19 protein-coding genes are annotated in these 22523 nt (G+C 59.6%); 5 read left to right on the top strand and 14 right to left on the bottom strand.

Going from position 1 to position 22523, the window contains the following annotated elements:
• Window positions 1-122: 122 nt before the first annotated feature.
• Window positions 123-1169, bottom strand: a complete 1047-nt coding sequence (gene motB / locus AC07VR_RS29870; protein WP_494993427.1) for a flagellar motor protein MotB — start codon at window positions 1167-1169, stop codon at window positions 123-125.
• 3 nt (window positions 1170-1172) lie between these two features.
• On the bottom strand, window positions 1173-2024 hold the full coding sequence (motA, locus tag AC07VR_RS29865; protein ID WP_494993426.1) for a flagellar motor stator protein MotA: 852 nt from the start codon (window positions 2022-2024) through the stop codon (window positions 1173-1175).
• Window positions 2025-2189: 165 nt separating this feature from the next.
• Here motA and AC07VR_RS29860 point away from each other — a divergent pair, with 165 nt between their 5' ends.
• Genes AC07VR_RS29860 through asd form a run of 3 tightly spaced genes read left to right on the top strand, consistent with a single transcriptional unit; the run spans window position 2190 to window position 5466 of the window.
• Window positions 2190-3728, top strand: a complete 1539-nt coding sequence (locus AC07VR_RS29860) for an HDOD domain-containing protein (RefSeq protein ID WP_495013414.1) — start codon at window positions 2190-2192, stop codon at window positions 3726-3728.
• 43 nt (window positions 3729-3771) lie between these two features.
• On the top strand, window positions 3772-4587 hold the full coding sequence (rhdA, locus tag AC07VR_RS29855) for a thiosulfate sulfurtransferase (protein ID WP_495013413.1): 816 nt from the start codon (window positions 3772-3774) through the stop codon (window positions 4585-4587).
• 18 nt (window positions 4588-4605) lie between these two features.
• Window positions 4606-5466, top strand: a complete 861-nt coding sequence (gene asd, locus AC07VR_RS29850) for an archaetidylserine decarboxylase (RefSeq protein ID WP_495013412.1) — start codon at window positions 4606-4608, stop codon at window positions 5464-5466.
• A 144-nt stretch (window positions 5467-5610) separates the two neighbouring features.
• Here the strand turns inward: asd and serB are convergent, their stop codons facing one another.
• Window positions 5611-6825 (bottom strand): phosphoserine phosphatase SerB, encoded by a 1215-nt coding sequence (gene serB / locus AC07VR_RS29845; RefSeq protein ID WP_495013411.1) that lies wholly within the window; start codon window positions 6823-6825, stop codon window positions 5611-5613.
• 134 nt (window positions 6826-6959) lie between these two features.
• Between serB and AC07VR_RS29840 the strand changes: the two genes are divergently transcribed.
• The gene (locus AC07VR_RS29840) at window positions 6960-8501 is read left to right on the top strand and encodes an AhpA/YtjB family protein (protein ID WP_495013410.1); all 1542 of its coding nucleotides are present in this window, start codon (window positions 6960-6962) and stop codon (window positions 8499-8501) included.
• Window positions 8502-8693: 192 nt separating this feature from the next.
• Here AC07VR_RS29840 and AC07VR_RS29835 read toward each other — a convergent pair whose 3' ends face one another.
• The 9 genes from AC07VR_RS29835 to AC07VR_RS29795 form a co-directional block, all read right to left on the bottom strand.
• Window positions 8694-9404: a PqiC family protein gene (locus tag AC07VR_RS29835; protein ID WP_494993420.1), complete on the bottom strand. Its 711-nt coding sequence runs from the start codon at window positions 9402-9404 to the stop codon at window positions 8694-8696.
• Window positions 9405-9580: 176 nt separating this feature from the next.
• Entirely contained in the window at window positions 9581-11839 is a 2259-nt protein-coding gene (gene parC, locus AC07VR_RS29830) for a DNA topoisomerase IV subunit A (RefSeq protein ID WP_494993419.1), read from the bottom strand.
• A gap of 10 nt (window positions 11840-11849) precedes the next feature.
• The gene (locus AC07VR_RS29825) at window positions 11850-12371 is read right to left on the bottom strand and encodes a retropepsin-like aspartic protease family protein (protein WP_495013409.1); all 522 of its coding nucleotides are present in this window, start codon (window positions 12369-12371) and stop codon (window positions 11850-11852) included.
• Window positions 12368-13351, bottom strand: a complete 984-nt coding sequence (locus tag AC07VR_RS29820) for an esterase-like activity of phytase family protein (protein ID WP_495013408.1) — start codon at window positions 13349-13351, stop codon at window positions 12368-12370. The genes AC07VR_RS29825 and AC07VR_RS29820 overlap by 4 nt, the downstream gene beginning before the upstream one ends.
• Complete coding sequence (gene parE / locus AC07VR_RS29815; RefSeq protein ID WP_495013407.1) at window positions 13351-15255, bottom strand: DNA topoisomerase IV subunit B; 1905 nt, start codon at window positions 15253-15255, stop codon at window positions 13351-13353. Before parE ends, AC07VR_RS29820 begins: the two co-directional genes overlap by 1 nt.
• Window positions 15256-15300: 45 nt before the next feature.
• Complete coding sequence (locus AC07VR_RS29810; RefSeq protein ID WP_494993415.1) at window positions 15301-15909, bottom strand: YqiA/YcfP family alpha/beta fold hydrolase; 609 nt, start codon at window positions 15907-15909, stop codon at window positions 15301-15303.
• 238 nt (window positions 15910-16147) lie between these two features.
• On the bottom strand, window positions 16148-16963 hold the full coding sequence (cpdA, locus tag AC07VR_RS29805) for a 3',5'-cyclic-AMP phosphodiesterase (RefSeq protein WP_494993414.1): 816 nt from the start codon (window positions 16961-16963) through the stop codon (window positions 16148-16150).
• Between the two features lie 98 nt (window positions 16964-17061).
• On the bottom strand, window positions 17062-17514 hold the full coding sequence (locus tag AC07VR_RS29800) for a DUF1249 domain-containing protein (protein WP_494993413.1): 453 nt from the start codon (window positions 17512-17514) through the stop codon (window positions 17062-17064).
• A complete protein-coding gene (locus AC07VR_RS29795; RefSeq protein ID WP_494993412.1) occupies window positions 17505-18122 on the bottom strand; it encodes an NUDIX domain-containing protein in 618 nt (205 codons plus the stop codon). Before AC07VR_RS29795 ends, AC07VR_RS29800 begins: the two co-directional genes overlap by 10 nt.
• A gap of 256 nt (window positions 18123-18378) precedes the next feature.
• Between AC07VR_RS29795 and AC07VR_RS29790 the strand changes: the two genes are divergently transcribed.
• Window positions 18379-19125, top strand: a complete 747-nt coding sequence (locus tag AC07VR_RS29790; RefSeq protein ID WP_495013406.1) for an RsiV family protein — start codon at window positions 18379-18381, stop codon at window positions 19123-19125.
• Here AC07VR_RS29790 and cytX read toward each other — a convergent pair.
• A complete protein-coding gene (gene cytX, locus AC07VR_RS29785; RefSeq protein ID WP_495013405.1) occupies window positions 19094-20386 on the bottom strand; it encodes a putative hydroxymethylpyrimidine transporter CytX in 1293 nt (430 codons plus the stop codon). The genes AC07VR_RS29790 and cytX overlap by 32 nt on opposite strands.
• A gap of 154 nt (window positions 20387-20540) precedes the next feature.
• A complete protein-coding gene (gene thiC / locus AC07VR_RS29780) occupies window positions 20541-22430 on the bottom strand; it encodes a phosphomethylpyrimidine synthase ThiC (RefSeq protein ID WP_494993409.1) in 1890 nt (629 codons plus the stop codon).
• Window positions 22431-22523 lie beyond the last annotated feature (93 nt).

The following is a 22523-nucleotide window of genomic DNA, read 5'->3' as shown; positions in this document are numbered from 1 at the left end:
TGCGTCCGCTGTAGAGGTGACGCAGAGCGTCACCGGATGCATTCCCACGCGGGAGCGTGGGAACGATCAAGTAGCAATCGGCAGAGACAAAAAAGCCGCGATCATCGCGGCTTTTTTGTGGGTCACTGCTTCGCTGGCTCAGGGGCTTTACCCGCCTCACCTGCTTTCGGTGGACTGTCCTCAAACAGGTTCAGTCTCTCCCGAAGCTCATGGGCCGGCAGCGGCTGCTTGTCCGCCGGCAGAGCGTTCGGGTCGGCGGCCGCGCCTGGCACTTCACCTGGTGCGCCCTGCCCTGGTGTCGGCGCTGGCGCAGGCTCGGCACCTTGCTCGCCCTCGATGGCGCGCTGGGCTTTCTTGGTCAGCACGACGATATCGATCCGCCGGTTGACCGGATTGAACGGATGTTCACGGTCAAACAATGCCGACGAGGCGAAGCCCACCACCCTGGCCACTTGCGTATCTGGATAACCACCGGCAACCAGCGCCCGGCGCGCAGCGTTGGCACGGTTGGCCGACAGTTCCCAGTTACCAAAGTCGCCGGTGCCGGTGTAGGGTTTGGCATCGGTGTGACCGCTGACGCTGATCTTGTTCGGCACCGCTTTGATGGTGTCCGCCATGGCCAACAGGATGTCTTCGAAATACGGCTTCAGACGCGCACTGCCGGAGTCGAACATCGGCCGGTTCTCGGCGTCCATGATCTGGATGCGCAAACCGTCCGGGGTGATTTCGAAGAGAATCTGATCCTTGAATTTCTGCAGCTGCGGGCTCTCTTCAACCTTTTTCTGCAATTCTTGCAGCAGCAGCTCGAGACGTTCCTGCTCGACCTTTTCGGCCATATTTTCGACTTGATCGGTGTCGATGATGACCTTGTCCGGCTGCGGCTGCGACTTGACCTCTGGGTTGATGGTCTTTTCCGGCGCCAGCTGCGGCGAACCACCCAGGTCAATAATGAACGGCGTACCGCTCTCGGAAAAACCGATCGGGTCCTTGAAGTAACCGGCGATGGCGATCTTCTGTTCCGGGGTCGCCGTGGACAACAGCCACAACACCAGGAAGAACGCCATCATCGCCGTCGCGAAGTCTGCGAAGGCGATTTTCCAGGCGCCTCCGTGATGTCCGCCGGCGTAGCGCTTGACGCGCTTGATGATAATCGGTTGATTATTTTCCATGACTTAGCGACCGCGAACCGCTTGTTCCAGCTCTGCAAAGCTAGGACGGTGCGCCGGGTACAGAACCTTGCGCCCGAACTCCACTGCCAGCGACGGCGGCATGCCGGAGGCCGAAGCCACCAGTGAAGCCTTGATGGCCTCGTAGACGTTCAGTTCTTCCTTGGCGTCGTGGGCCAGCGAATGAGCCAGCGGGCCGAAGAAGCCGTAGGCCGCGAGAATACCGAAGAAGGTACCGACCAGCGCCGCACCGACGTGCATGCCGATAGCTTTCTGGTCACCTTCGCCGAGAGAGGCCATGGTCACCACGATACCCAATACCGCCGCGACGATACCGAAACCGGGCATGGCATCGGCGATACCGTTGACCGCGTGAGAAGGATGCTCCAGATCTTCTTTCAGACTGAACAATTCCATGTCGAACAAGCCTTCAAGCTCATGGGGGGCCATGTTGCCGGAGGACATGATGCGCAAGTAATCACAGATGTACGCGGTCATGCGTTGATCTTTGAGCACGGCCGGGTACTTGGCGAAGATCGGGCTGGCTGCTGCATCTTCGATGTCGCTTTCAATCGCCATCATGCCTTCGCGACGGCTCTTGTTGAGGATCTCGTAGATCAGGCCCAGCACCTCCAGATAGAAGGTGTGAGTGAAACGCGAACTGAACATCCTCAGGGCTTTCTTGAGGACGTGCAGCGTCATGTAACCGGGGTTGGCCTGGAGGAACGCACCGAAGGCTGCACCACCAATGATCACGACCTCGAAAGGCTGAATCAGGGCGGCAATTTTGCCGTGGGAGAGCACGTATCCGCCGAGCACGCTCGCGAATACGACAATGATGCCGATGATTTTAGCCATAGTAGGAGAGTACTTATTGAGTCGGGTTCAAGGTCATATTCGGAAGTTAATAAAACTCTTCTTCTACTTATCGGCAAAACTGCGCCAGACTATAGCCCGATAAGGCGAAAAGCCAGTTTGCCCCCTTCTGGGCGTGTTAATTGTGAATGATGATCGCGCCCAGCCATGATTAATGAAACGACAGTCCCAACTGCAAAACCCAAGACCCTCGAAGGCTGGATAAAGCTCCTCGACGCCGTGTCTTTGCCGGTGCCGCAAACCAGTCATGACCGGGTGTGCAAAGCCATCGCCGATAACCGCAGTTCGATGCGCGATATCGCCGAGCTCATGCAAGAAAGTCCCGCACTGGCCCTCAGCGTAATTCGCGAAGCCAACCGCCACACCCACGGAAACATGACCGAACCGGCCGAAAACCTTGAGATCGCGATCAATCGTCTCGGTTTGAAGCGCACCGAACAATTGCTCGCGCGCCTGCCAGCCTTGCCCCAGGAAGCAATCCCGATCGCCTTGCGGCAATTGCAACTGATCAGCCAGCACGCCACACAACAGGCCAACGGCCTGTTCGCCAGCCGCCTGGCGCGTCTGTGGCAAGACATCCATTGGGGCAGCTTGCTGTTCCTTTCGCCGCTCTGGCCATTGACGCTGACGCATCCGCAATTGCTGGAAGAGTGGGAGCTGAGGGTGATTCACAAGGGCGAGTCAGCGCGCAAGGTCGAACAGCAATTGTTCGGTGTGCGCCTGCTGGAATTGTGCCTGGCGCTTGTCGAAGTCTGGCGCTTGCCGGTCTGGGTTGCGCAGGGCTATCGCTTGTTGATCAACGAGCAGCGGGAATTGGTCAAGGTTCTGCACATCGCCCGTGACAGCGATCACCCTTTGCGTCAGCAACAGCGACTGGACGCCGACCCTGCCTTGCGCCGCTGGCTGAATCAGCCGGCCAACACCGTGCTGCTGGCCAACGGCCTGGCGCTGTCGGCTCAGCATGCCTGGGACAGTCCGCACAATATGCGCTGGCAGTACTTGACCGGCCTTTATCTGCAAGTACCGATGGACGAACTTCAGCAGCAACTGCACCAGCAAGCCGCACAGAGTGCACGCAACCATACAATGCCCGACCTCTGGCACCCGGCCCAAGCGTTGCTCTGGCCCTGGAACACGCGCCGCATTCATCGCGCCCTGCTCCCGGCAGCACCGCCCTCGGCCGAAGACCTGGTGATGTGGCGCAAACACTGCACGCAATTGCTGGTAGAGCCGAGCCGATTCAACAACGCGATGCACCTGATCACCTTGGCCCGCGATGCGCTGGTGGCCTGCGGGATGCGCCGGGTGATGCTGTTGATGGCGGACCGTAGCCTGAGTAGCCTGCGGGTCCATCAGATTGCCGGCCTGCCCGAAGAGTCGGCCGCTCTGAACCTGCAGGTCAGCCAAAGCTCCGTGCTGCAACGCCTGCTGGCAAAACCGGCACAAATTCGCCTGACACCGGCCAGCAACGCACAGTTTTCGGCACTGCTGCCCAACAGCCTGCGCAGCCAGTTCGGCGGCGAGCATCTATTGTTGCGCTCTCTGAGCAGTAACGGCCGGGTGGTGATGCTGTTGGTGGCCGACCAGGGCGGCGGCCCGTTCTCGGAAATCACTGTGCAGGCCTTCGGAAAAACCGCACTGTGCATCGAAAAGGCCCTGCACAGCTTTACCAACCGCGGTACCTGACGCTTGCGCTACAATCCTCCCTTTTTTGCTCTGGAGACCTCACATGCCTGATTTCTCTGGCTTGCCGTTGGTGATCGAACCCGGCGACCTGCTCACCCGCCTCGACGCCCGCGAACTGATCCTGGTCGACCTGACCAGCAGTGCCCGCTACGCAGAGGGACATATTCCCGGCGCACGCTTCGTCGATCCTAAACGTACTCAGCTTGGACAGGCGCCTGCGCCGGGCCTGTTGCCGACACAGGCCACTCTTGAAGCGTTGTTCGGTGAACTGGGACACAACCCCGATGCGGTCTACGTGGTCTATGACGACGAAGGCGGCGGTTGGGCCGGGCGCTTTATCTGGCTGCTGGATGTCATCGGCCACAGCCACTACCACTATGTCGACGGCGGCCTGCTGGCCTGGCTGACAGAAGGTTTGCCAATGTCGATCCAGGTCCCGGCTGCGGTGGGTGGCCCAGTCGCCCTGACCCTGCACGACGAACCCACCGCCACCCGCGAATACTTGCAAAGCCGTTTGGGCGCTGCCGACCTGGCGATCTGGGATGCGCGCGGCCCACTGGAATACTCCGGCGAAAAAGTCCTCGCGGCCAAAGGCGGGCATATCCCCGGCGCGGTCAATTTTGAATGGACGGCCGGCATGGATCAGGCGCGCAACCTGCGCATTCGCAAGGACATGCCGCAGATCCTCGAAAAACTCGGCATCACCAAAGACAAAGAAGTGATCACCCACTGCCAGACTCACCATCGCTCTGGCTTCACCTATCTGGTGGCCAAGGCGCTCGGTTATCCGCGAGTCAAAGGCTACGCCGGCTCTTGGGGCGAATGGGGCAACCACCCCGACACGCCTGTAGAGATTTAAGGTTTTTAAGGACAGTTAATGAAAAAGCGTTTGTTTATCCTCAGCCAGTACTTGCTGCCCCATCACCTGCTTTCGCGCCTGGCCGGCTGCATTGCCGAATGCCGCGTGCGCTGGTTCAAGAATGCCTTCACCGCCTGGTTCGCCAAGCGTTATCAGGTAGACATGTCCCAAGCGCTGGTCGAAGACCTGACCGCTTACGAACACTTCAACGCCTTCTTCACCCGCGCCCTGAAAGAGGGTGCACGACCACTGGACCAGACGCCGGGCGCGATCCTCAGCCCGGCGGACGGTGCGGTCAGCCAGCTTGGCCCGATCGAACACGGTCGCGTATTCCAGGCCAAAGGCCACAGCTTCAGCGTGCTGGAGCTGCTCGGCGGCGATGCCGCTGCAGCCGCGCCGTTCATGGGTGGCGATTTCGCCACTATTTACCTGTCACCCAAGGACTACCATCGCGTGCACATGCCACTGGCCGGTACCCTGCGCGAGATGGTTTACATCCCGGGCCGGATTTTCTCGGTCAACCAGACCACCGCCGAAAATGTCCCGGAACTGTTCGCCCGCAACGAGCGCGTGGCGTGCATATTCGATACCGAGCGCGGGCCGATGGCCGTGGTATTGGTGGGGGCGATGATTGTCGCTTCGGTTGAAACGGTCTGGGCCGGGCTGGTGACGCCGCCCAAGCGCGAGCTGAAAACCGTACGTTACGACGAAGCCGCACGTGCGCCGATCCATCTGGAGAAAGGCGCTGAACTGGGACGCTTCAAGCTCGGCTCTACCGCCGTCGTATTGTTCGGGCCGGATCAGGTGAAATGGGCTGAAGGACTGGTTGCCGGTTCGGCGGTACAGATGGGGCAAGGCATGGCTTTGCCTGAGGCGTAAGCGCTTCCCCCCCTGGTTTTTCGCCCCACGAGCGTTCGTGGAGGCGAAAAAGGCGATGGCCAGCACCTTTGTCGCCGCTTCGCGGGCAAGCCTCGCTCCTACCTTGTAGAAGCGAGGCTTGCCCGCGAAGGTACTCTGTCAGTCTCAGAGCTGCCCGTCGCGATCTCTGAAACCAAGCAAATACAGCACCCCATCCAACCCCAATGTCGAGATCGCCTGCTTGGCCGATTGCTTGACCAGTGGCTTGGCACGGAACGCTACGCCAAGACCGGCAATCGCCAGCATCGGCAAGTCGTTGGCACCGTCGCCAACAGCGATGGTCTGCTCCAGGCGCAAGCCTTCCTTGTGGGCCAGTTCGCGCAGCAAGTCAGCCTTGCGCTGAGCGTCCACGATCGGCTCGACCGCAACACCCGTAACCTTGCCATCGACCACTTCCAGTTCGTTGGCGAACACGTAATCAATGCCCAATTTGGCTTGTAACTGCTTGGCGAAGTAAGTGAAGCCGCCGGAGAGGATTGCCGTCCTGTAGCCCAGACGCTTGAGCTCGGCGAACAGCGTTTCAGCCCCTTCGGTCAACCGCAGCGAAGCGCCGATCGAATCCAGCACGTTGATATCCAGCCCCTTGAGCAAGGCCAGGCGCTCCTTGAAACTGGCACGGAAGTCCAGCTCGCCGGCCATCGCCCGCTCGGTAATCTCGGCTACCCGGTCACCGACACCGGCGGCCTTGGCCAACTCGTCGATGACTTCCGCTTCGATCAGGGTCGAGTCCATATCGAACACCGCCAAACGACGGTTGCGACGGAACAGTGAATCTTCCTGGAAGGCGATGTCGACATTCAGCTCTTGCGCCACGCTGAGGAACTCGGCGCGCAATGCTTGCGGGTCAGCGGCTTCGCCGCGAACGGAGAACTCGATGCAGCCCTTGCCCTTGTCCGCCGGAGTGTCCAGCGGCATCCTCCCGGACAGACGATCGATGTGATCGATGTTCAAACCGTATTTGGCAGTGATCGAACTGACTCGCTGCAGCTGTTCGGCGGTCACCTTGCGGGTCAATAACGTCACGATGTGACGCTTCTTGCCCTGGCCACCCACCCATTGCTGGTAATCTTCTTCGGCCACCGGAGTGAACCGCACTTGCTGATCCAGCTTGTAAGCGGTGAATAGAATGTCTTTGAGTACCGAAGAACCTTGCTCGGTACTCGGTATTTCAACCAGGATGCCGAACGACAGAGTGTCGTGGATCACCGCCTGACCAATGTCGAGAATGTTCACACCACCCTGCGCCAAAACGCCAGTAATGGCCGCAGTCAGACCCGGACGGTCGACACCAGTGATGTTTATCAGGACGATTTCGCGCAAGGCGCACCCCCGCAGGTGGAAAAAAACCGCATTCTACCCACATTCAGTGACCATCGGGCACAGCCAGCGCTTTGCCGGTCTAGGGCCTGTCGCTATACTGCGCCTCAACTTCACGGACAAAAGAGCCGAGCTCAGTGAACCGGCCTACGCCAGTTAAAACCGATAACTTCTTTCTGCTGATCTTCCGGGCACTGCGCCACCGCCGTGTACCGATCGCATTGCGCATTGCCAGCCATAACGTGATCCTCGTCGCCTTGGCCCTGGTGATCTATGCCTGCGTGATGGGTCTGCAGTTCAAACAGGCGATGCACGAGCAGGCGGATGCCCTCGGCCAGAGCCTGACCACCCAGACTGCCACTTCAGCGACCGAACTGCTGGTGTCCAACGACATCCTCAGCCTCAACGTGCTGCTGAACAACCTGACCAAGAACCCGTTGGTGGCCCACGCTGCAATCTATAGCGTGGACAACCGGATTCTTGCCGAGGCTGGCCAGCGACCGAAAAACGGCCTGCTGGGTGAGGCTGAAGGCCTGTATCAGACCAAGATCACCTTCCAGGACGTGACCGCCGGCCACCTGCGAATCAGCCTCGATATGCAGCAGTTCCAGCAGCCGATGACCATCAGCCTGCAGAGCATGGGCATCCTCAGCGCGATTCTGCTGGCACTCTCCCTGGCCTTGAGTTTGCGCCTGGGTCGGCATATCTCCACACCTCTGATGCAATTGCGTGTCTGGTTACGGGATATTGACGAACATACCCCGGCGACACAGCGTCAGGATGAAATCGGTGACCTGGCCCGTCAGCTCCACGCCAATTTCGCGCCTGAGAAAGTCGAACCTGAACCGTTGCCTGAAGTGGACTACGACGACAGCGGTTACGACGAAGCCGAAGAGGCCGAGCCGGTGTTCGAGGTGCGCAATCTGCGCGACCCGAGCTTCGACGAAACCGCACCAGTCGCCGCGCCCAAGCCAGCGCCACGGCATATTGTCAGCACCGAAGAAGACGACCTGGACGAGGAAGACCCGTTCGCCGACCTGCGTGACCACTCTGTAGCGACTGCGCCTAAACAGGTGCCAAAACCGGTTACCCCTTCACAGCCACGGCACAGCGCAGTCCTTGCTGTGCAACTTGGCGCACAGGATCAACTGCGTCGTCTGCCCCGCGCGCGTCTGACGGAGCTGCTTGAGCGCTATCGCGACTGCCTTGACCAGGCGGCTTCGCTGTACCAAAGCGAACTGCACACCCTGAACGACGGCAGCACACTGATGCTGTTCCACAGCGAAGACAGCGGCGACGATTACCTGACCAACGCTATCTGCTGTGGCGAGCTGCTCAGGGCACTGGGCCATGCACTGCAAATCGAAGTCGCGGACAGCGGCATCACCTTGCAACTGCAGCTTGGACTGACTCTGGGTGACGGACTCTTCGCCCTGAGCCAGATTGATCTGCTGCTGACCGAAACAGCCCAGGACGCCCTCGCCCTGTCCCAACACAGCCGCAACCTGCTGCTGGTGGAACGCAAGATCAGCGATGACGTGCTGATCCGCCAGCGCGCACGTATTCGGCCCATCGCCAGCCCCGAAGGCGCTTGCTGCGTAGAGCGTCTGATGGAGCCTTATCCATCGATGCTCGAACGGCAACTGGCGCGGATGCATGAGACTCGAGCCAAGAGCTGAGTCAGGTAGAGCACCAGGCAAAAGCCCGCAGACGAGTAATCGCTGCGGGCTTTTTTATTGATCAGGAGAGCGGCGGCACAGGGCTCTCTTGTAGCAGTTGCCGAAGGCTACGCATGAATATCTGTGCGTCCTGGGGTGTGCAGAAACAACAAAGCCCGCATCTATGCGGGCTTTTGTTTTGTAGCAAACACCTTAGAACCGAAACATTTCCATATCCGTACGGACCGGCGAGGCCATCGGGATCTTCGGCTGTCTCTCTTGTTCGGCCGGCTTCACCTGCACAGGTGCAGATTTGCGCGGCGCATCAGCTACAGGCGGCTGATTGGCCAGCGGCTTGAGCGCCGCCGACAGTTGCTCGGCCAGGCGCTGCAGCAATACACCCTGGGCCTGAACCTGAGAGGCTGTGCTGCCAGCATGCTGTTCCTGCAAGTGAATGATGCGGTTGTCGCGAACCTGGCCACGACGGTCGATCAAACGCCATTGAGCATCGAGAATCGCTGGCTGCGAAGCACCCGAATCCAGACGGGTGATCGATAACAGCACCTGAACATCCGGCGTGAAACCGAGGGTTGCCGGGGCCAGCACTACGCGCTGGCTGTCCAGATACCCGGCCACTTGCCTGAGCAGAAGCTGATTGATGTCGGAGGACAGGCTACCCGCCCAACGACCGTCGGTCGCCGCTTGCAGGCTGCCATCAGGCTGGCGTTGCAACAGGCTTTCGCGTTGCAGGTAATCGGCTACCAGCACTGGGCCAAGCAATACCGCCATACCAGCGCTTTGTGCTGGTTGAGTTGGAGTTCCGCTGTCCAACTGATACAGCGACACCGGCTGGTGTACGCTGCAACCCGCCAGGCCAAGTAAGCCTGCGAGCAAAAAAATAAAAGGAAGGCGCAGAGCAATCATCATCCCATCCAAGTGGCAGCCATAAGGCGAACCACAGTGTAAATACTCAAAAAACCTGAAGAACGCTCAGCCACGCCAGCGCTTGAAAGGGCATATCATCCGTGAATATGCGCTGCGACTCCAGCGTTGTAACGTCGATCTACGGGTTAAATCGCAGATCGAGCGCTCTAGACAGCCTAATTGAGAGTTTCTACCAACAGCGCATCCACCCTCTGGAAGCCACGCGGCAATTTGTTACCACGGCGTCCACGCTCACCTTTGTAGTGTTCCAGGTCGTCGGCTTTCAGCGACAAGGTGCGTTTTCCTGCCTGCAGTACCAGCGTCGCGCCATCCGGTAGAACCGCGATATCGGTAACATATTCCTCACGGCTGGCCACACGCTCACCGGAAATCCCGATGATCTTGTTGCCCTTGCCTTTGCCCAGTTGTGGCAGATCGCTGATTTTGAAGATCAGCAAACGACCTTCAGTCGTTACCGAGGCCAGCCAGTTCTGTTCACGATCGCTGACCGGGCGCGGCAGCATCACTTTGGCATTGTTCGGCAGGCTCAGCAACGCCTTGCCTGCTTTGTTCTTGGCCTGCAGGTCTTCACCCTTGACCACAAAACCGTAGCCGGCATCGGAAGCGATGACGTACAGCGCATCATCTTCGGGCAGCAGCACACATTCGAAACTCGCTCCAGGCGGTGGCGTCAGACGACCGGTCAGCGGCTCGCCCTGGCCCCGCGCCGATGGCAGGGTGTGGGCCGCCACTGAATAACTGCGTCCGGTGGAGTCAATAAACACCGCGAACTGGTTGGAACGTCCGGCGGCCGAGGTTTTGAAACCATCCCCGGCTTTATAGGAAAGCCCGGTGGCGTCGATATCATGACCCTTGGCGCAACGCACCCAGCCTTTTTCCGACAGGACGATGGTGACCGGCTCGGTCGGCATCAGTTCGTTTTCCGACAACGCCTTGGCTTCGGCACGGGAAACGATCGGCGAGCGGCGGTTATCGCCATAGGTTTCGGCGTCGTTGATCAGCTCAGTGCGCACCAGCTTTTTCAGCTTGGTTTCGCTGCCGAGCAAAGCCAGCAGCTTTGCTTGCTCCTTGAGCAGTTCATCCTGCTCGGAACGCAGCTTCATTTCTTCCAGCCGCGCCAACTGACGCAAGCGGGTGTCGAGAATGTAGTCGGCCTGGATTTCACTCAGGGCGAAACGCTCGATCAGCCTGGCTTTTGGATGCTCCTCGGTACGGATGATGTGAATCACTTCATCCAGGTTGAGGTAAGCGACCAACAAACCGTCCAACAGGTGCAAACGACGCTCAACCTTGTCCAGACGAAACTGCAAGCGACGGCGTACGGTGTTGACGCGAAATTCCAGCCATTCGACCAGCAAGGTCCGCAGGTTCTTCAGCTGCGGCTTGCCGTCCAGACCAATGATATTGACGTTGACCCGGTAGCTGGACTCCAGCTCGGTGGTGGCGAACAGATGTTGCATCAGCTCGTCGAGATCAATCCGGTTGGAGCGCGGGATAATCACGATGCGGCACGGGTTCTCGTGGTCCGACTCATCACGCAGGTCAGCGACCATCGGCAGCTTTTTAGCCTGCATCTGTGCCGCAATCTGCTCCAGCACCTTGGCGCCCGAGACTTGATGCGGTAGCGCGGTAACGATGATGTCGCCGTCCTCTATGCGATATACAGCGCGCATACGCACCGAACCTCGGCCGGTTTCATAGATTTTCAGCAGGTCGGCGCGCGGCGTGATGATTTCCGCTTCAGTCGGATAGTCCGGGCCCTGGATGTGCTCACAAAGCTGCTCGACCGTGGCCTTTGGCTCATCCAGCAAACGTACGCAGGCCGCCGCGACCTCCCGCAGATTATGCGGCGGCACGTCGGTGGCCATGCCCACGGCGATGCCGGTGGTGCCGTTGAGCAGAATGTTCGGCAAGCGGGCCGGCAACACCAGAGGTTCGTCCAGCGTACCGTCGAAGTTCGGCCCCCAGTCCGCGGTGCCTTGGCCCAATTCGCTGAGCAACACTTCGGAGTAACGCGACAGCCGCGCCTCGGTGTAACGCATGGCAGCGAAGGACTTGGGATCATCCGGCGCCCCCCAGTTACCCTGGCCGTCCACCAGCGTGTAACGGTAGCTGAACGGTTGTGCCATCAGCACCATGGCTTCGTAGCAGGCCGAGTCGCCATGGGGGTGAAATTTACCGAGCACGTCACCCACGGTCCGTGCGGACTTCTTGTGCTTGGAGTCAGCGTCCAGCCCCAGCTCACTCATGGCGTAGACGATACGCCGCTGTACCGGCTTCAGGCCGTCGCCGATATGCGGCAAGGCACGGTCCATGATCACGTACATGGAGTAGTTGAGGTAGGCATTTTCGGTGAAGTCAGCCAGCGATCGGCGTTCTACGCCATCTAAGCTGTCTGCAAGGATGTCACTCATGCGGGCCTCATCAATTCGTTGTCTGGCGCAGCAGCAAGGTGCCGCCACGCTGGGTAAATTCAAGTTTTTTCAGGGCGCTCATGCCCAGCAGCACTTGCTCGCCGCTCAGGCCTGGCGCCACCAGGGCACGGACATCGCGCAAGACGATATCGCCCAATTGCAGACTATCAAGACGGGTTCGATACCCCTCGCTGCGACCATTGGCGGTGCTCAAGGTCACCGGTGCACCTTTTTCCAGAGCAAGGCGCTCGGCCAGTCCGGACGGAATCGACACATCGGTCGCCCCGGTATCGAGCATGAAATCCACCGGCTGGCCGTTGATCTGGCCGCTGGCAACAAAATGCCCTTGGCCGTTGCCGACCAGTTTCACTTCGATATAACCCTCGCCTTGTTGCGAGGTGACGACAGCATTGGGGTTTTCCTGACGCTGTTCCCACTGCCCGAAAAACCGCGTCGCCAAAAACAGTCCAGCTCCCCAGGCCAGCACCAACAGCACGCGTCCGACTCGTTTGCCGGGCGGTTGCTGACTCATGGTTTGGCGCTCCAGCCATCGGCCGGCGCGGCAAAGCGCCAGACAATCGGTCGTTTCTCGCCATCGGCACGGGTAAAGCTGCCGTTGTCGACGCCGATCCAGGCGCCGTCATCGTCGATGGTCAAGGCTTCTGCCATGCCGTATCTGGTTTTGTAACGCCGACTGTCGATCAATGCGTCATTGGCGAACGACCAGCAGCGCTCGATCTCGCCGGTAGCCGGCGTACGTCGACAAATACGATAAGCCATGCGCTCAAGGGTAAACAGCTTGTCCTTGTAGAACACCAGGTCGGAAAAGTCTTTTTGTTGCCCGCCAGTCGCTTTGACCTGAGGTGGCGGTTGTTCAAGCCCGCCTTCGCTCATCACTACACAATTGCTGTCGCAATCCCAGACCGTCTGCTGCTTATGCACCACCAGCAGACCACGGCGCTCACGCTCGGCCGCCAGCCATAACAGGTTGCCGGCCGGATTGATGGCAATGCCTTCGAACACTGCATTGAAATGCAGCAGCATGCCGCTGGCACGCGCCTGGCGAACCATCAGCGGCGAGACTTTCAACCACGCGGGTGCACCCACCGGCGGTACTTGCAGAACGGCTGCATGGGCCTCGCTGACCACATAGCGATTACCGGCACTGTCGCAGGTGATACCTTCGAAATCCAGATTGCCGCCACGTAACGGAGCGACCGCCCAGGTACGCATGCGCAGCCCCCAGGGCAGCCCGCTGTCCGGCACTGGCGGCACGTCGATGCGCACCGTTTCGGCCTGCCAGACGGTTTCGCGGGTATCGAGCCGATAGATCTGATTATCGTCGCGATCAGAAACCGTCCATAGCTCTGTACCGCACTGCGCCAGCCCGGAGAGGTTGCCGCCGTGCATGCCTTCGACCGGATGCTCGGCGAGCATCTTCAGTTCAGGCAGGGGCGCAGCCCCAACCGAGGCCGCCAACAACAGAAACGCCAGGGCGAAGCCGCTCCGCATCAAGCCAGAACCTCGGCCAGGTTGCCTTTGGACTCCAGCCAGGACTTGCGATCGCCGGCGCGTTTTTTCGCCAGCAGCATGTCCATCATTTCCGAGGTGGCGGCGAAATCATCCAGGGTCAGCTGGACCAGACGCCGGGTGTTCGGGTCCATCGTGGTTTCGCGTAGCTGCGGCGGGTTCATTTCACCCAGACCTTTGAATCGGGTGACCTGCGGTTTGCCGCGCTTCTTTTCGGCCACCAGGCGATCGAGAATGCCATCGCGCTCGGCTTCATCCAGCGCGTAGTAAATCTCTTTGCCGAGGTCAATCCGATACAGCGGCGGCATCGCGACGTAGACGTGACCGGCATCCACCAACGGGCGGAAATGCTGGACGAACAGTGCGCAGAGCAAGGTCGCAATGTGCAGACCGTCGGAGTCGGCGTCGGCGAGGATGCAGATTTTGCCGTAGCGCAGCTGGCTGATGTCCGCCGCCCCCGGATCGACACCAATGGCCACGGCAATGTTGTGCACTTCCTGGCTGGCGAGCACTTCGCTGCCGTCAACTTCCCAGGTGTTCAAGATCTTCCCGCGCAACGGCAGGATCGCCTGGAACTCTTTATCTCGCGCCTGTTTGGCCGAACCACCGGCGGAATCACCTTCCACCAAAAACAGTTCGGAACGCATCGGGTCCTGCCCGGCACAGTCCGCCAGCTTGCCCGGCAGCGCCGGCCCTTGAGTGATGCGTTTGCGCTCGACCTTCTTGCTGGCCTTGAGGCGACGGCCGGCGTTGTTGATCGCCAGCTCGGCCAGTTGCATACCCAGCTCGGGGTGCTCATTGAGCCACAGGCTGAACGCGTCCTTGACCACGCCAGAGACGAACGCCGCCGCCTCGCGAGAGGACAGGCGCTCTTTGGTCTGACCGGAGAATTGCGGTTCCTGCATCTTCATCGACAGGACGAAAGCGATCCGCTCCCAGACGTCTTCCGGCGCCAGTTTCACGCCACGCGGCAGCAGACTGCGGAATTCGCAGAACTCGCGCATCGCGTCCAGCAACCCCTGACGCAGACCGTTGACGTGAGTACCGCCCTGAGCGGTCGGAATCAGGTTGACGTAGCTTTCCTGCACGCTGTCGCCGCCTTCCGGCAACCACAGCAGGGCCCAGTCCACCGCTTCTTTATTACCAGCGAGACTGCCACAGAACGGCTCGTCCGGCAGACGCTCGAACTCGGTGACCGCGTCCACCAGGTAGGAACGCAGCCCGTCTTCGTAATGCCACTCGACTTTCTCGCCTGTAGCCTTGTCTTCAAAACTGACCAGCAGGCCCGGGCACAAAACGGCCTTGGCCTTGAGTACGTGCTTGAGGCGGCTGACGGAGAATTTGGGTGAATCGAAGTACTTCGGATCCGGGGCAAAGTACACACTGGTACCAGTGTTGCGCTTGCCAACGCTGCCGATCACTTCCAGATCGGTGGCTTTGTAGCCATCGGCGAAGGTCATCTGGTACTCGTTGCCATCACGCTTGACGCGCACCCGGACTTGAGTCGACAGGGCGTTGACCACAGAAATACCCACGCCGTGCAAACCGCCGGAGAACTGGTAGTTCTTGTTGGAAAACTTGCCACCCGCATGGAGCTTGGTGAGGATCAGCTCGACACCCGACACACCTTCTTCCGGGTGAATGTCCACCGGCATGCCCCGGCCGTCATCGCTGACTTCCAGGGAGTGATCGGCGTGCAGGATCACCTGCACCGATTTCGCATGCCCGGCCAGCGCTTCGTCGACGCTGTTGTCGATGACTTCCTGCGCAAGGTGGTTCGGCCGACTGGTGTCGGTGTACATGCCCGGGCGTTTACGCACCGGGTCGAGGCCCGAGAGGACTTCGATGGCGTCTGCGTTATAAGAGCTAGCGCTGGGAGTGGCCATGGGGTCTCGTCGTTAGTCGTTCAATGAAAATAGGAGCCAGGGATTTCACAGTGCGGTGAAATCGATCGCCTGATACTGATCTGCGCCGATGCCGGCAAAACTCAACAGGGCCGGTAACTGCCCGGCAAAACCCTGAAAACCATGGTCGCCGCCAGCCTGGATACGCAAGGCACAGGCTCGGTAATACTGCTGGGCGAGGCGGTAGTCCAGGGTCTCGTCACCTGTCTGCAACCAGACTCGAAACCGCTCCGGGTCCTGGGGCGCCGGCACTTCCAGTTCGGCCAGGGCCGTTATATGGTCGTGGGTCAATTCCCAGGTTTCATCGGTATACAGGTTTTTCTGACTGCCCAGGTATCCGTCGAACATCCGATGGGGGCTGACGGCGGGGTTGATCAACAAGGCTTTGAGGCCATGGCGCTCGGCAAGGTGAGTCGCATAGTAGCCGCCGAGGGAGCTGCCGACCAGCAGTGGTCGACCAAGTTCGGCAATCGCCCGCTCCAGCTGGCCAATCGCCTCACGCGGATGGTGATGCAGGGCTGGCACCTGCAATTGCTCACTCAAGCCAAGACTGTCCATCACGCTGATCAACTGACAGGCCTTTTTCGACGCGGGCGCGCTGTTGAAACCGTGGATATACAGGATCGAACCGGACATGCGAGCTCCCGCTATGCATCGCCAAAGATGGGGGGCAGTTTACAGGGACTGGCGTAGATTGACTTGCTCTGAGATGTATCTGGCTCTCGTAGCAGCTGGCGAAGCCTGCGTTCGAGGCCGAAGGATTCGCTAGTCCGATGCCCCCCGACTTCTCTGAAGATCCGTGTCGTCAGGTTTTACGACTGCTGCGCCCGAACGCGGACCGAGCCGAACGCAGGCTTCGCCAGCTGCTACAACGTCAGTACCCCTTGCCGCCATAGTCGACCTGGAAATCGAAGCCGGTCACCCGCTCAACCCCGGTTTCCAGCCGTCCGTCCGACAACAAACGCAACCAGCGATAGCCCGGCGCGAGGTCATCGACCTTGAAATCTTCGCTGCCGGGTTCGAACTGGATGCAAGTCGAGGGCGAAGCCAGAAGACGCACGTCATTGCGCCGCTGATCAATTTCCTGGTGTACATGCCCCCAAAGCACTGCGCGAACCTGAGGGAAACGGTCAAGTACCGCAAATAGCGCCTCAGGATTGCGCAGACCGATCGGCGCCATCCAGGCGCAACCGATGGAAACCGGGTGATGGTGAAAACACACCAGATGATGGCGCTCTGGAGCTTCGCTCAAGGATCGGGCGAGCAACTGCAACTGCTCATCCTGTAAATACCCCGGTACCGAGCCCGGCACTGCGGAGTCCAGCAAGGTAATCCGCCAGTTGCCGATATCCACCACGGACTCGAGCAACTGGCTCTGGGTGGCCGCCTCGGCCATCACCAGGGGCTCATCGTGATTGCCGGGTATCCAGCGCGCTGGCGCGGCGATCTGGCGGGTCATCTCACGAAATTGCCGGTAAGACTCCAGCGTACCGTCCTGGGACAGGTCGCCGCTGGCGATCATCAAATCGATTCGCGGTTGTTGCGCCAATACCAGCTCGATGACCTTTTGCAGGCTCTCGCGGGTATTCATGCCCAATAACGTCCCTTCTGCGTCGGCGAACAGATGGCTGTCAGAGAGCTGCACCAGCAACACGGAATCGGTGGTGGGCAGAGTGGATACGCTCGGCAAGGCGTTCTCCCAGGGCGTGATCACGAAATTGGATGAATGGCGCAATTATGCTGGGGAAACCGAAAAGGGGAAACCTGCGAAGCGGACGCAGTTCACATCTATCGCACAGCTTCGAACTCATGGCCGCAGGCCAGGCAATGGCTCAACCACTCGCCGAGGAACACATTGAGCTGGGCCTTCTCGTCCGGCTGGTGCATGAACGCATTGGGGTATGGATAAATGCCGCGAAAGCGCCGGGCATTTTCGGCACTGATGACTTCGGCCATGCGCGCGTCGTGATAGACCTGAACTTCCAGTTGCGGGATCGGCAGCCATGGCAGGCTGTGTTCCTGGCGCACTCGCAAAGTAGTGGTGTAAGGGCAGGCCTGGAGCACTTCCAGCGCCAGCACGCCGAGCATCTGGTCGCCCTGGGTGACGGCAATCCGCCGTGCGACAGGCTGGTTACGCATGTCCGGCAACAGTCGCATCAAGCGCGCGTAATTCGCCTCACAGGAGGCTTGCAGCCCGACCAGGTCGACCCGGTAGCGATCGCGTAACTTGTTTACGACCATAACCCCCTCACTTCAACGCGGTTCAAAGCCAGCCATTGCAGGGCAATGATGCTTGCCGCGTTGGAAATCAGTCCGTCGCGCACGGCTTGCAGGGCATCTTCGAACGCCCAGACCGTCACCCGGATATCTTCTGCTTCTTCCTCCAGCCCATGTAAGCCGCCGGCCCCAGTACTGTTACAACGCCCCAGAAACAGGTGTACGTATTCGGTGCTGCCACCTGGCGACGGAAAATATTTGATCATCGGCCAGAGTGCGGAGAACGTAAGCCCAGCTTCCTCCTGCGCTTCGCGGTGAGCAACTGCTTCCGGTTGCTCTTGCTTGTCGATCAGACCAGCTACCAGCTCGATCAGCCATGGATTGGCCGTCTTGCCCAGTGCACCGACGCGAAATTGCTCGATCAACACCACTTCATCGCGCTGCGGATCGTAAGGCAGTACACAGACTGCATCGTGGCGAACAAAGACTTCACGACTGATCTCACGACCCATACCGCCGGCAAACAGCTCATGGCGCAGATGTACGCGATCAAGCTGATAAAAGCCTTGAAAGCATTTCTCGCGCCGAACGATATCGACGGCTGTCGGAGTGGCGTTGGCAAAGTCAGTCATATCAATCCTAATTCCTGCAGTCCGATCCGAGGCTCCCCCTCGACTTCGCGCCATCCTAACGCGCTCTCGCCTATTGATGCAGCTCCTTTCCAGTCGCCGGGATAGACGGCTGACTACAAACCAACTCTAATTAGCGTAGGTCGTAATGACGGTCACGCAGTCATTCAACGCCAACACGACCTCGCGGCGAACTGACTGCTCCGCTGACAGTCGAAGCCGGTAACTTTTGCCTTTCTCTGGTTTATGAAGGACGCTCATGTCGCTGCTTAAAATCGCCTCCATGGCCTGTATCGCCCTGACTCTGGGTGCATGTCAAAGCCTGTTTCAGCCCAACTATCGGGCACCGCTGGAAACCAAACGCGACGCTCAAGAGCAGATCAAACCAGGCTGTAACACCCCAGATTGCCCGCTGGTGAACATCGATACGCTGCAGTTCCCTGCCGAACCGCAACTGGACGGCATCATTGAAAAGCGCCTGCTGCAATTGACCCGCACCTCGCCGGATGCACCGGTCCCGGCGTCGCTGAACGCTTACCGGGAGCAGTTCCTGCGTGAATCCGATAGCCGCCACGGCAGCTATTTACAGGCCAAGGTACGTGAGCAGCATGACGGCTTGGTGATCATCGAATTATCCAGCTATCTGGACACTGGCGATGTCCAGGGTCAGCCGGGACGTGGCTTCATCAACTATTCGCGCCAGCAGCACAAGGTGCTGAATCTGTCGGATATGTTGCTGCCGGGGCAGGAAGAGGCGTTCTGGAAGGCCGTGCAGGTGGCTCACAACAGCTGGCTGATCAACACCAGGCTGGATCAGGAGCCTGAGTTTGTGAAAAGCTGGCCATTCCAGAAAACTCCGCATGTGGCACTGACCAACGGCGGGGTGATCCTCAAATACGAGGTGTCCACCATTGCGCCTTATGCACTGGGCCACATCGAACTGAATATCCCCTACCCGCGCCTGAGCGGCATTCTCAAGCCTGAGCTGTTTCCCGGCCGAAGCTGAAAGCCCGGCCCAGCACGAACTGCAACAGCCCTGCCAGTACCAGTGACGGCAGGGTTGCGCCGATCTGGGGATAGAGATTGGCCAGCAGGTGATAGGTGCTCACCCCGCCCAACCAGGCCAACAGTGCCGGCCAGCGCAACGCCGATGACACCAGCTGTACACTGCGCTTGCGCAGAATGAAATGATCCACCAGCACCACACCGAACAGCGGCGCGAATACCGAGCCGATCAATAGCAGGAAGTTCTGGTACTGCGCCAACGGCGCGAAGCACGCGATCAGCGTGCAGATGACGCCGATAGACAACGCCAGATGTTCGACTTTCAAGCGCAACAGAATCCCGCTGGACACCGCTGCCGAGTGAATGTCTGCGAAGGCGTTTTCTGACTCGTCCAGCAGAATCAGCAGCAGCGGAATCCCCAGGCCAGCACCGGCCAGCGCCAGCAACAAGGCATTCACTTCACCGCTCGGCGCGAACGCCAGGGTGTAGGCAACACCCAGGCTCATCAGCCAGAAGTTACCGATAAAGAACCCCAGCGCCGTGCCACCGAACACGCTTTTGGCGCGCTTGCCAAAGCGCGAGTAGTCGGCAATCAACGGCAACCAGGACAGCGGCATGGCAATGGCGATGTCGAAACCCACTGCAAACGGCAGCGAACCGTCACCGGCCTGAGCCCACAACGCAGCCAGATCGGCCTTGGCAAACAGGTTCCAGGTCAACCAGGTGCAGGCCGCCAGCAGCAACCAGATACCCCATTTGCGCAGGATCTGCCGCACAAAGGTCAGTGGCCCGCTCACCGCAAGCAAGGTCGCCAAGGCACCGAACGCCAAGGTCCAGAGCAACGGATTAGCCAACAGGCTGCCGTCGCTGAAAGCCCGCGCACCGAGCAGGCTGGCAGCATCGCGCATGACGATGATTTCGAACGATCCCCAACCGATCAGTTGCAGCAGGTTCAACACCGCCGGCAGGCTCGCACCGCGAGTGCCAAGGCTGAGCTTGAGTGCAGCCATGGACGACAGACCCGTGTCGCTGCCGATCACGCCAACCGCGGCCAGCAGCAGAACGCCTACCGCGGTGCCCAGAAAAATCGCCAGTAACGAACCGGACAGGCCCAGGCCTGGCGCAAGCAAAGCGCCGGTCTGCAAGACCATCAGGCCGATGCCGAGGGAAAACCACAGGGAAAACAGATCACGCGCGCCGAACACGCGTTGCGCCAGAGGCACAGCGCGATCAGGAGAATAGGTGCTGATTGGAATGCTCAAGGGTGTTATCTCGGAGGAAAGATGTGCGTTTGATCGTTCCCACGCTCTGCGTGGGAACACAGCCTATGACGCTGCGCGTCATTGCCGAAGCGGACGCAGAGCGTCCCGTGAGGCATTCCCACGCTGTAGCGTGGGAACGATCATGGCTACTGGATCAAACTTTTTTGTACAGCTGACTGCCTTCTTTCTTGAATCGCTCGGACTGTTCTGCCATGCCTTGCGCCACATCTACATCGACCGCTTCAATCCGCTGGTTGGCCGCGTATTCGCGGACTTCCTGGGTGATTTTCATCGAGCAGAATTTCGGCCCGCACATGGAGCAGAAATGCGCAACCTTGGCCGAATCCTTCGGCAGGGTTTCATCGTGGTACGAACGCGCGGTGTCCGGATCCAGACCGAGGTTGAACTGGTCTTCCCAACGGAACTCGAAACGCGCCTTGCTCAAGGCGTTGTCACGGATCTGCGCGCCCGGATGTCCCTTGGCCAAGTCCGCCGCATGGGCTGCGATCTTGTAAGTAATGATCCCGGTCTTCACGTCATCCTTGTTCGGCAGGCCCAAGTGTTCCTTCGGCGTGACGTAGCAGAGCATGGCGCAACCGAACCAGCCGATCATCGCCGCACCGATACCGGAGGTGATGTGGTCGTAACCCGGAGCGATGTCGGTGGTCAGCGGGCCGAGGGTGTAGAACGGCGCCTCGTCGCAGCACTCCAGCTGCTTGTCCATGTTCTCCTTGATCAACTGCATCGGCACGTGGCCCGGGCCTTCGATCATGCACTGCACGTCGTGCTTCCAGGCGATTTTGGTCAGCTCGCCGAGGGTTTCCAGCTCACCGAACTGCGCTTCGTCGTTAGCGTCGGCAATCGAGCCCGGACGCAGGCCGTCGCCCAGCGAGAAGCTGACGTCGTAGGCCTTCATGATTTCGCAGATTTCGTCGAAATGGGTGTAGAGGAAATTCTCTTTGTGATGCGCCAGGCACCACTTGGCCATGATCGAGCCGCCACGGGAGACGATCCCGGTGACGCGCTTGGCGGTCATCGGCACGTAGCGCAGCAACACGCCAGCGTGGATGGTGAAGTAGTCGACGCCCTGCTCGGCCTGTTCGATCAGCGTGTCGCGGAACAGCTCCCAGGTCAGGTCCTCGGCCACGCCGTTGACCTTCTCAAGCGCCTGGTAGATCGGAACGGTACCGATCGGCACTGGCGAATTACGGATGATCCACTCGCGGGTTTCGTGAATGTGCTTGCCGGTGGACAAGTCCATGACGGTGTCCGAACCCCAGCGAATGCCCCAGGTCAGTTTCGCCACTTCTTCTTCGATGGACGAACCCAAAGCGCTGTTGCCGATGTTGCCGTTGATCTTCACCAGGAAGTTACGGCCGATGATCATCGGTTCCAGTTCGACGTGGTTGATGTTGGCCGGGATGATCGCGCGGCCGCGGGCGATTTCTTCACGCACGAATTCGGCGGTGATTTCTTTCGGGATACTGGCGCCGAAGCTGTGGCCGGCGTGTTGCTGGGTCAACAGACCGGCAGCGCGCGCTTCCTGCAGCTTCATGTTTTCGCGGATGGCGACGTATTCCATCTCGGCGGTGATGATGCCTTTGCGGGCGTAGTGCATCTGGCTGACGTTGGCACCCGCCTTGGCGCGGCGCGGGTTGTTGACGTGGGCAAAACGCAACTTGGTCAGTTCCGGGTCGGCGAGGCGTTCCTGGCCGAAGTTGGAACTCAGACCGGCCAGACGCTCGGTATCGCCACGGTCGTCGATCCAGGCGGAACGCACATCGCCCAGCCCCTTGCGCACGTCGATGACGACATTGGGGTCGGTGTACGGACCGGAGGTGTCATAAACGGTGACCGGCGCGTTGATTTCGCCACCGAAGTCGGTAGGCGTCACGTCCAGAGTGATTTCACGCATCGGCACGCGAATGTCCGGGCGCGAGCCCTGAACATAGATTTTTTGCGAGCGGGTAAAGGGCTGAACCGACTGTTCATCGACCTTGGCCGACTCACTCAGATTGGTGGCGTTTTTTGATTTTGTACTCATCACGGGCTCTCCAGACAACATCCAGGCAGTGGATTTTTGTCGGAGCGAACCTGTAACGAATGGACGCACCTGTCGCCGAAAAAACTAGCGGAT

It is taken from the genome of Pseudomonas sp. GW821-FHT02H09 (genome assembly GCF_059421425.1).
The sequence above is the reverse complement of the archived record's forward strand: the minus strand, read 5'-3'. Positions and strand labels throughout refer to the sequence as shown.

Bases quoted from the DNA above. Each gene is read 5' to 3' on its own strand.
- AC07VR_RS29820 (WP_495013408.1), bottom strand. From the start codon at position 13,351: ATGCGGAGCGGCTTCGCCCTGGCGTTTCTGTTGTTGGCGGCCTCGGTT.
- AC07VR_RS29835 (WP_494993420.1), bottom strand. From the start codon at position 9,404: ATGATTGCTCTGCGCCTTCCTTTTATTTTTTTGCTCGCAGGCTTACTT.
- parC (WP_494993419.1), bottom strand. From the start codon at position 11,839: ATGAGTGACATCCTTGCAGACAGCTTAGATGGCGTAGAACGCCGATCG.
- asd (WP_495013412.1), top strand. From the start codon at position 4,606: ATGAAAAAGCGTTTGTTTATCCTCAGCCAGTACTTGCTGCCCCATCAC.
- AC07VR_RS29860 (WP_495013414.1), top strand. From the start codon at position 2,190: ATGATTAATGAAACGACAGTCCCAACTGCAAAACCCAAGACCCTCGAA.
- motB (WP_494993427.1), bottom strand. From the start codon at position 1,169: ATGGAAAATAATCAACCGATTATCATCAAGCGCGTCAAGCGCTACGCC.
- motA (WP_494993426.1), bottom strand. From the start codon at position 2,024: ATGGCTAAAATCATCGGCATCATTGTCGTATTCGCGAGCGTGCTCGGC.
- AC07VR_RS29825 (WP_495013409.1), bottom strand. From the start codon at position 12,371: ATGAGTCAGCAACCGCCCGGCAAACGAGTCGGACGCGTGCTGTTGGTG.
- parE (WP_495013407.1), bottom strand. From the start codon at position 15,255: ATGGCCACTCCCAGCGCTAGCTCTTATAACGCAGACGCCATCGAAGTC.
- AC07VR_RS29790 (WP_495013406.1), top strand. From the start codon at position 18,379: ATGTCGCTGCTTAAAATCGCCTCCATGGCCTGTATCGCCCTGACTCTG.
- AC07VR_RS29800 (WP_494993413.1), bottom strand. From the start codon at position 17,514: ATGGTCGTAAACAAGTTACGCGATCGCTACCGGGTCGACCTGGTCGGG.
- rhdA (WP_495013413.1), top strand. From the start codon at position 3,772: ATGCCTGATTTCTCTGGCTTGCCGTTGGTGATCGAACCCGGCGACCTG.
- AC07VR_RS29810 (WP_494993415.1), bottom strand. From the start codon at position 15,909: ATGTCCGGTTCGATCCTGTATATCCACGGTTTCAACAGCGCGCCCGCG.
- thiC (WP_494993409.1), bottom strand. From the start codon at position 22,430: ATGAGTACAAAATCAAAAAACGCCACCAATCTGAGTGAGTCGGCCAAG.
- AC07VR_RS29795 (WP_494993412.1), bottom strand. From the start codon at position 18,122: ATGACTGACTTTGCCAACGCCACTCCGACAGCCGTCGATATCGTTCGG.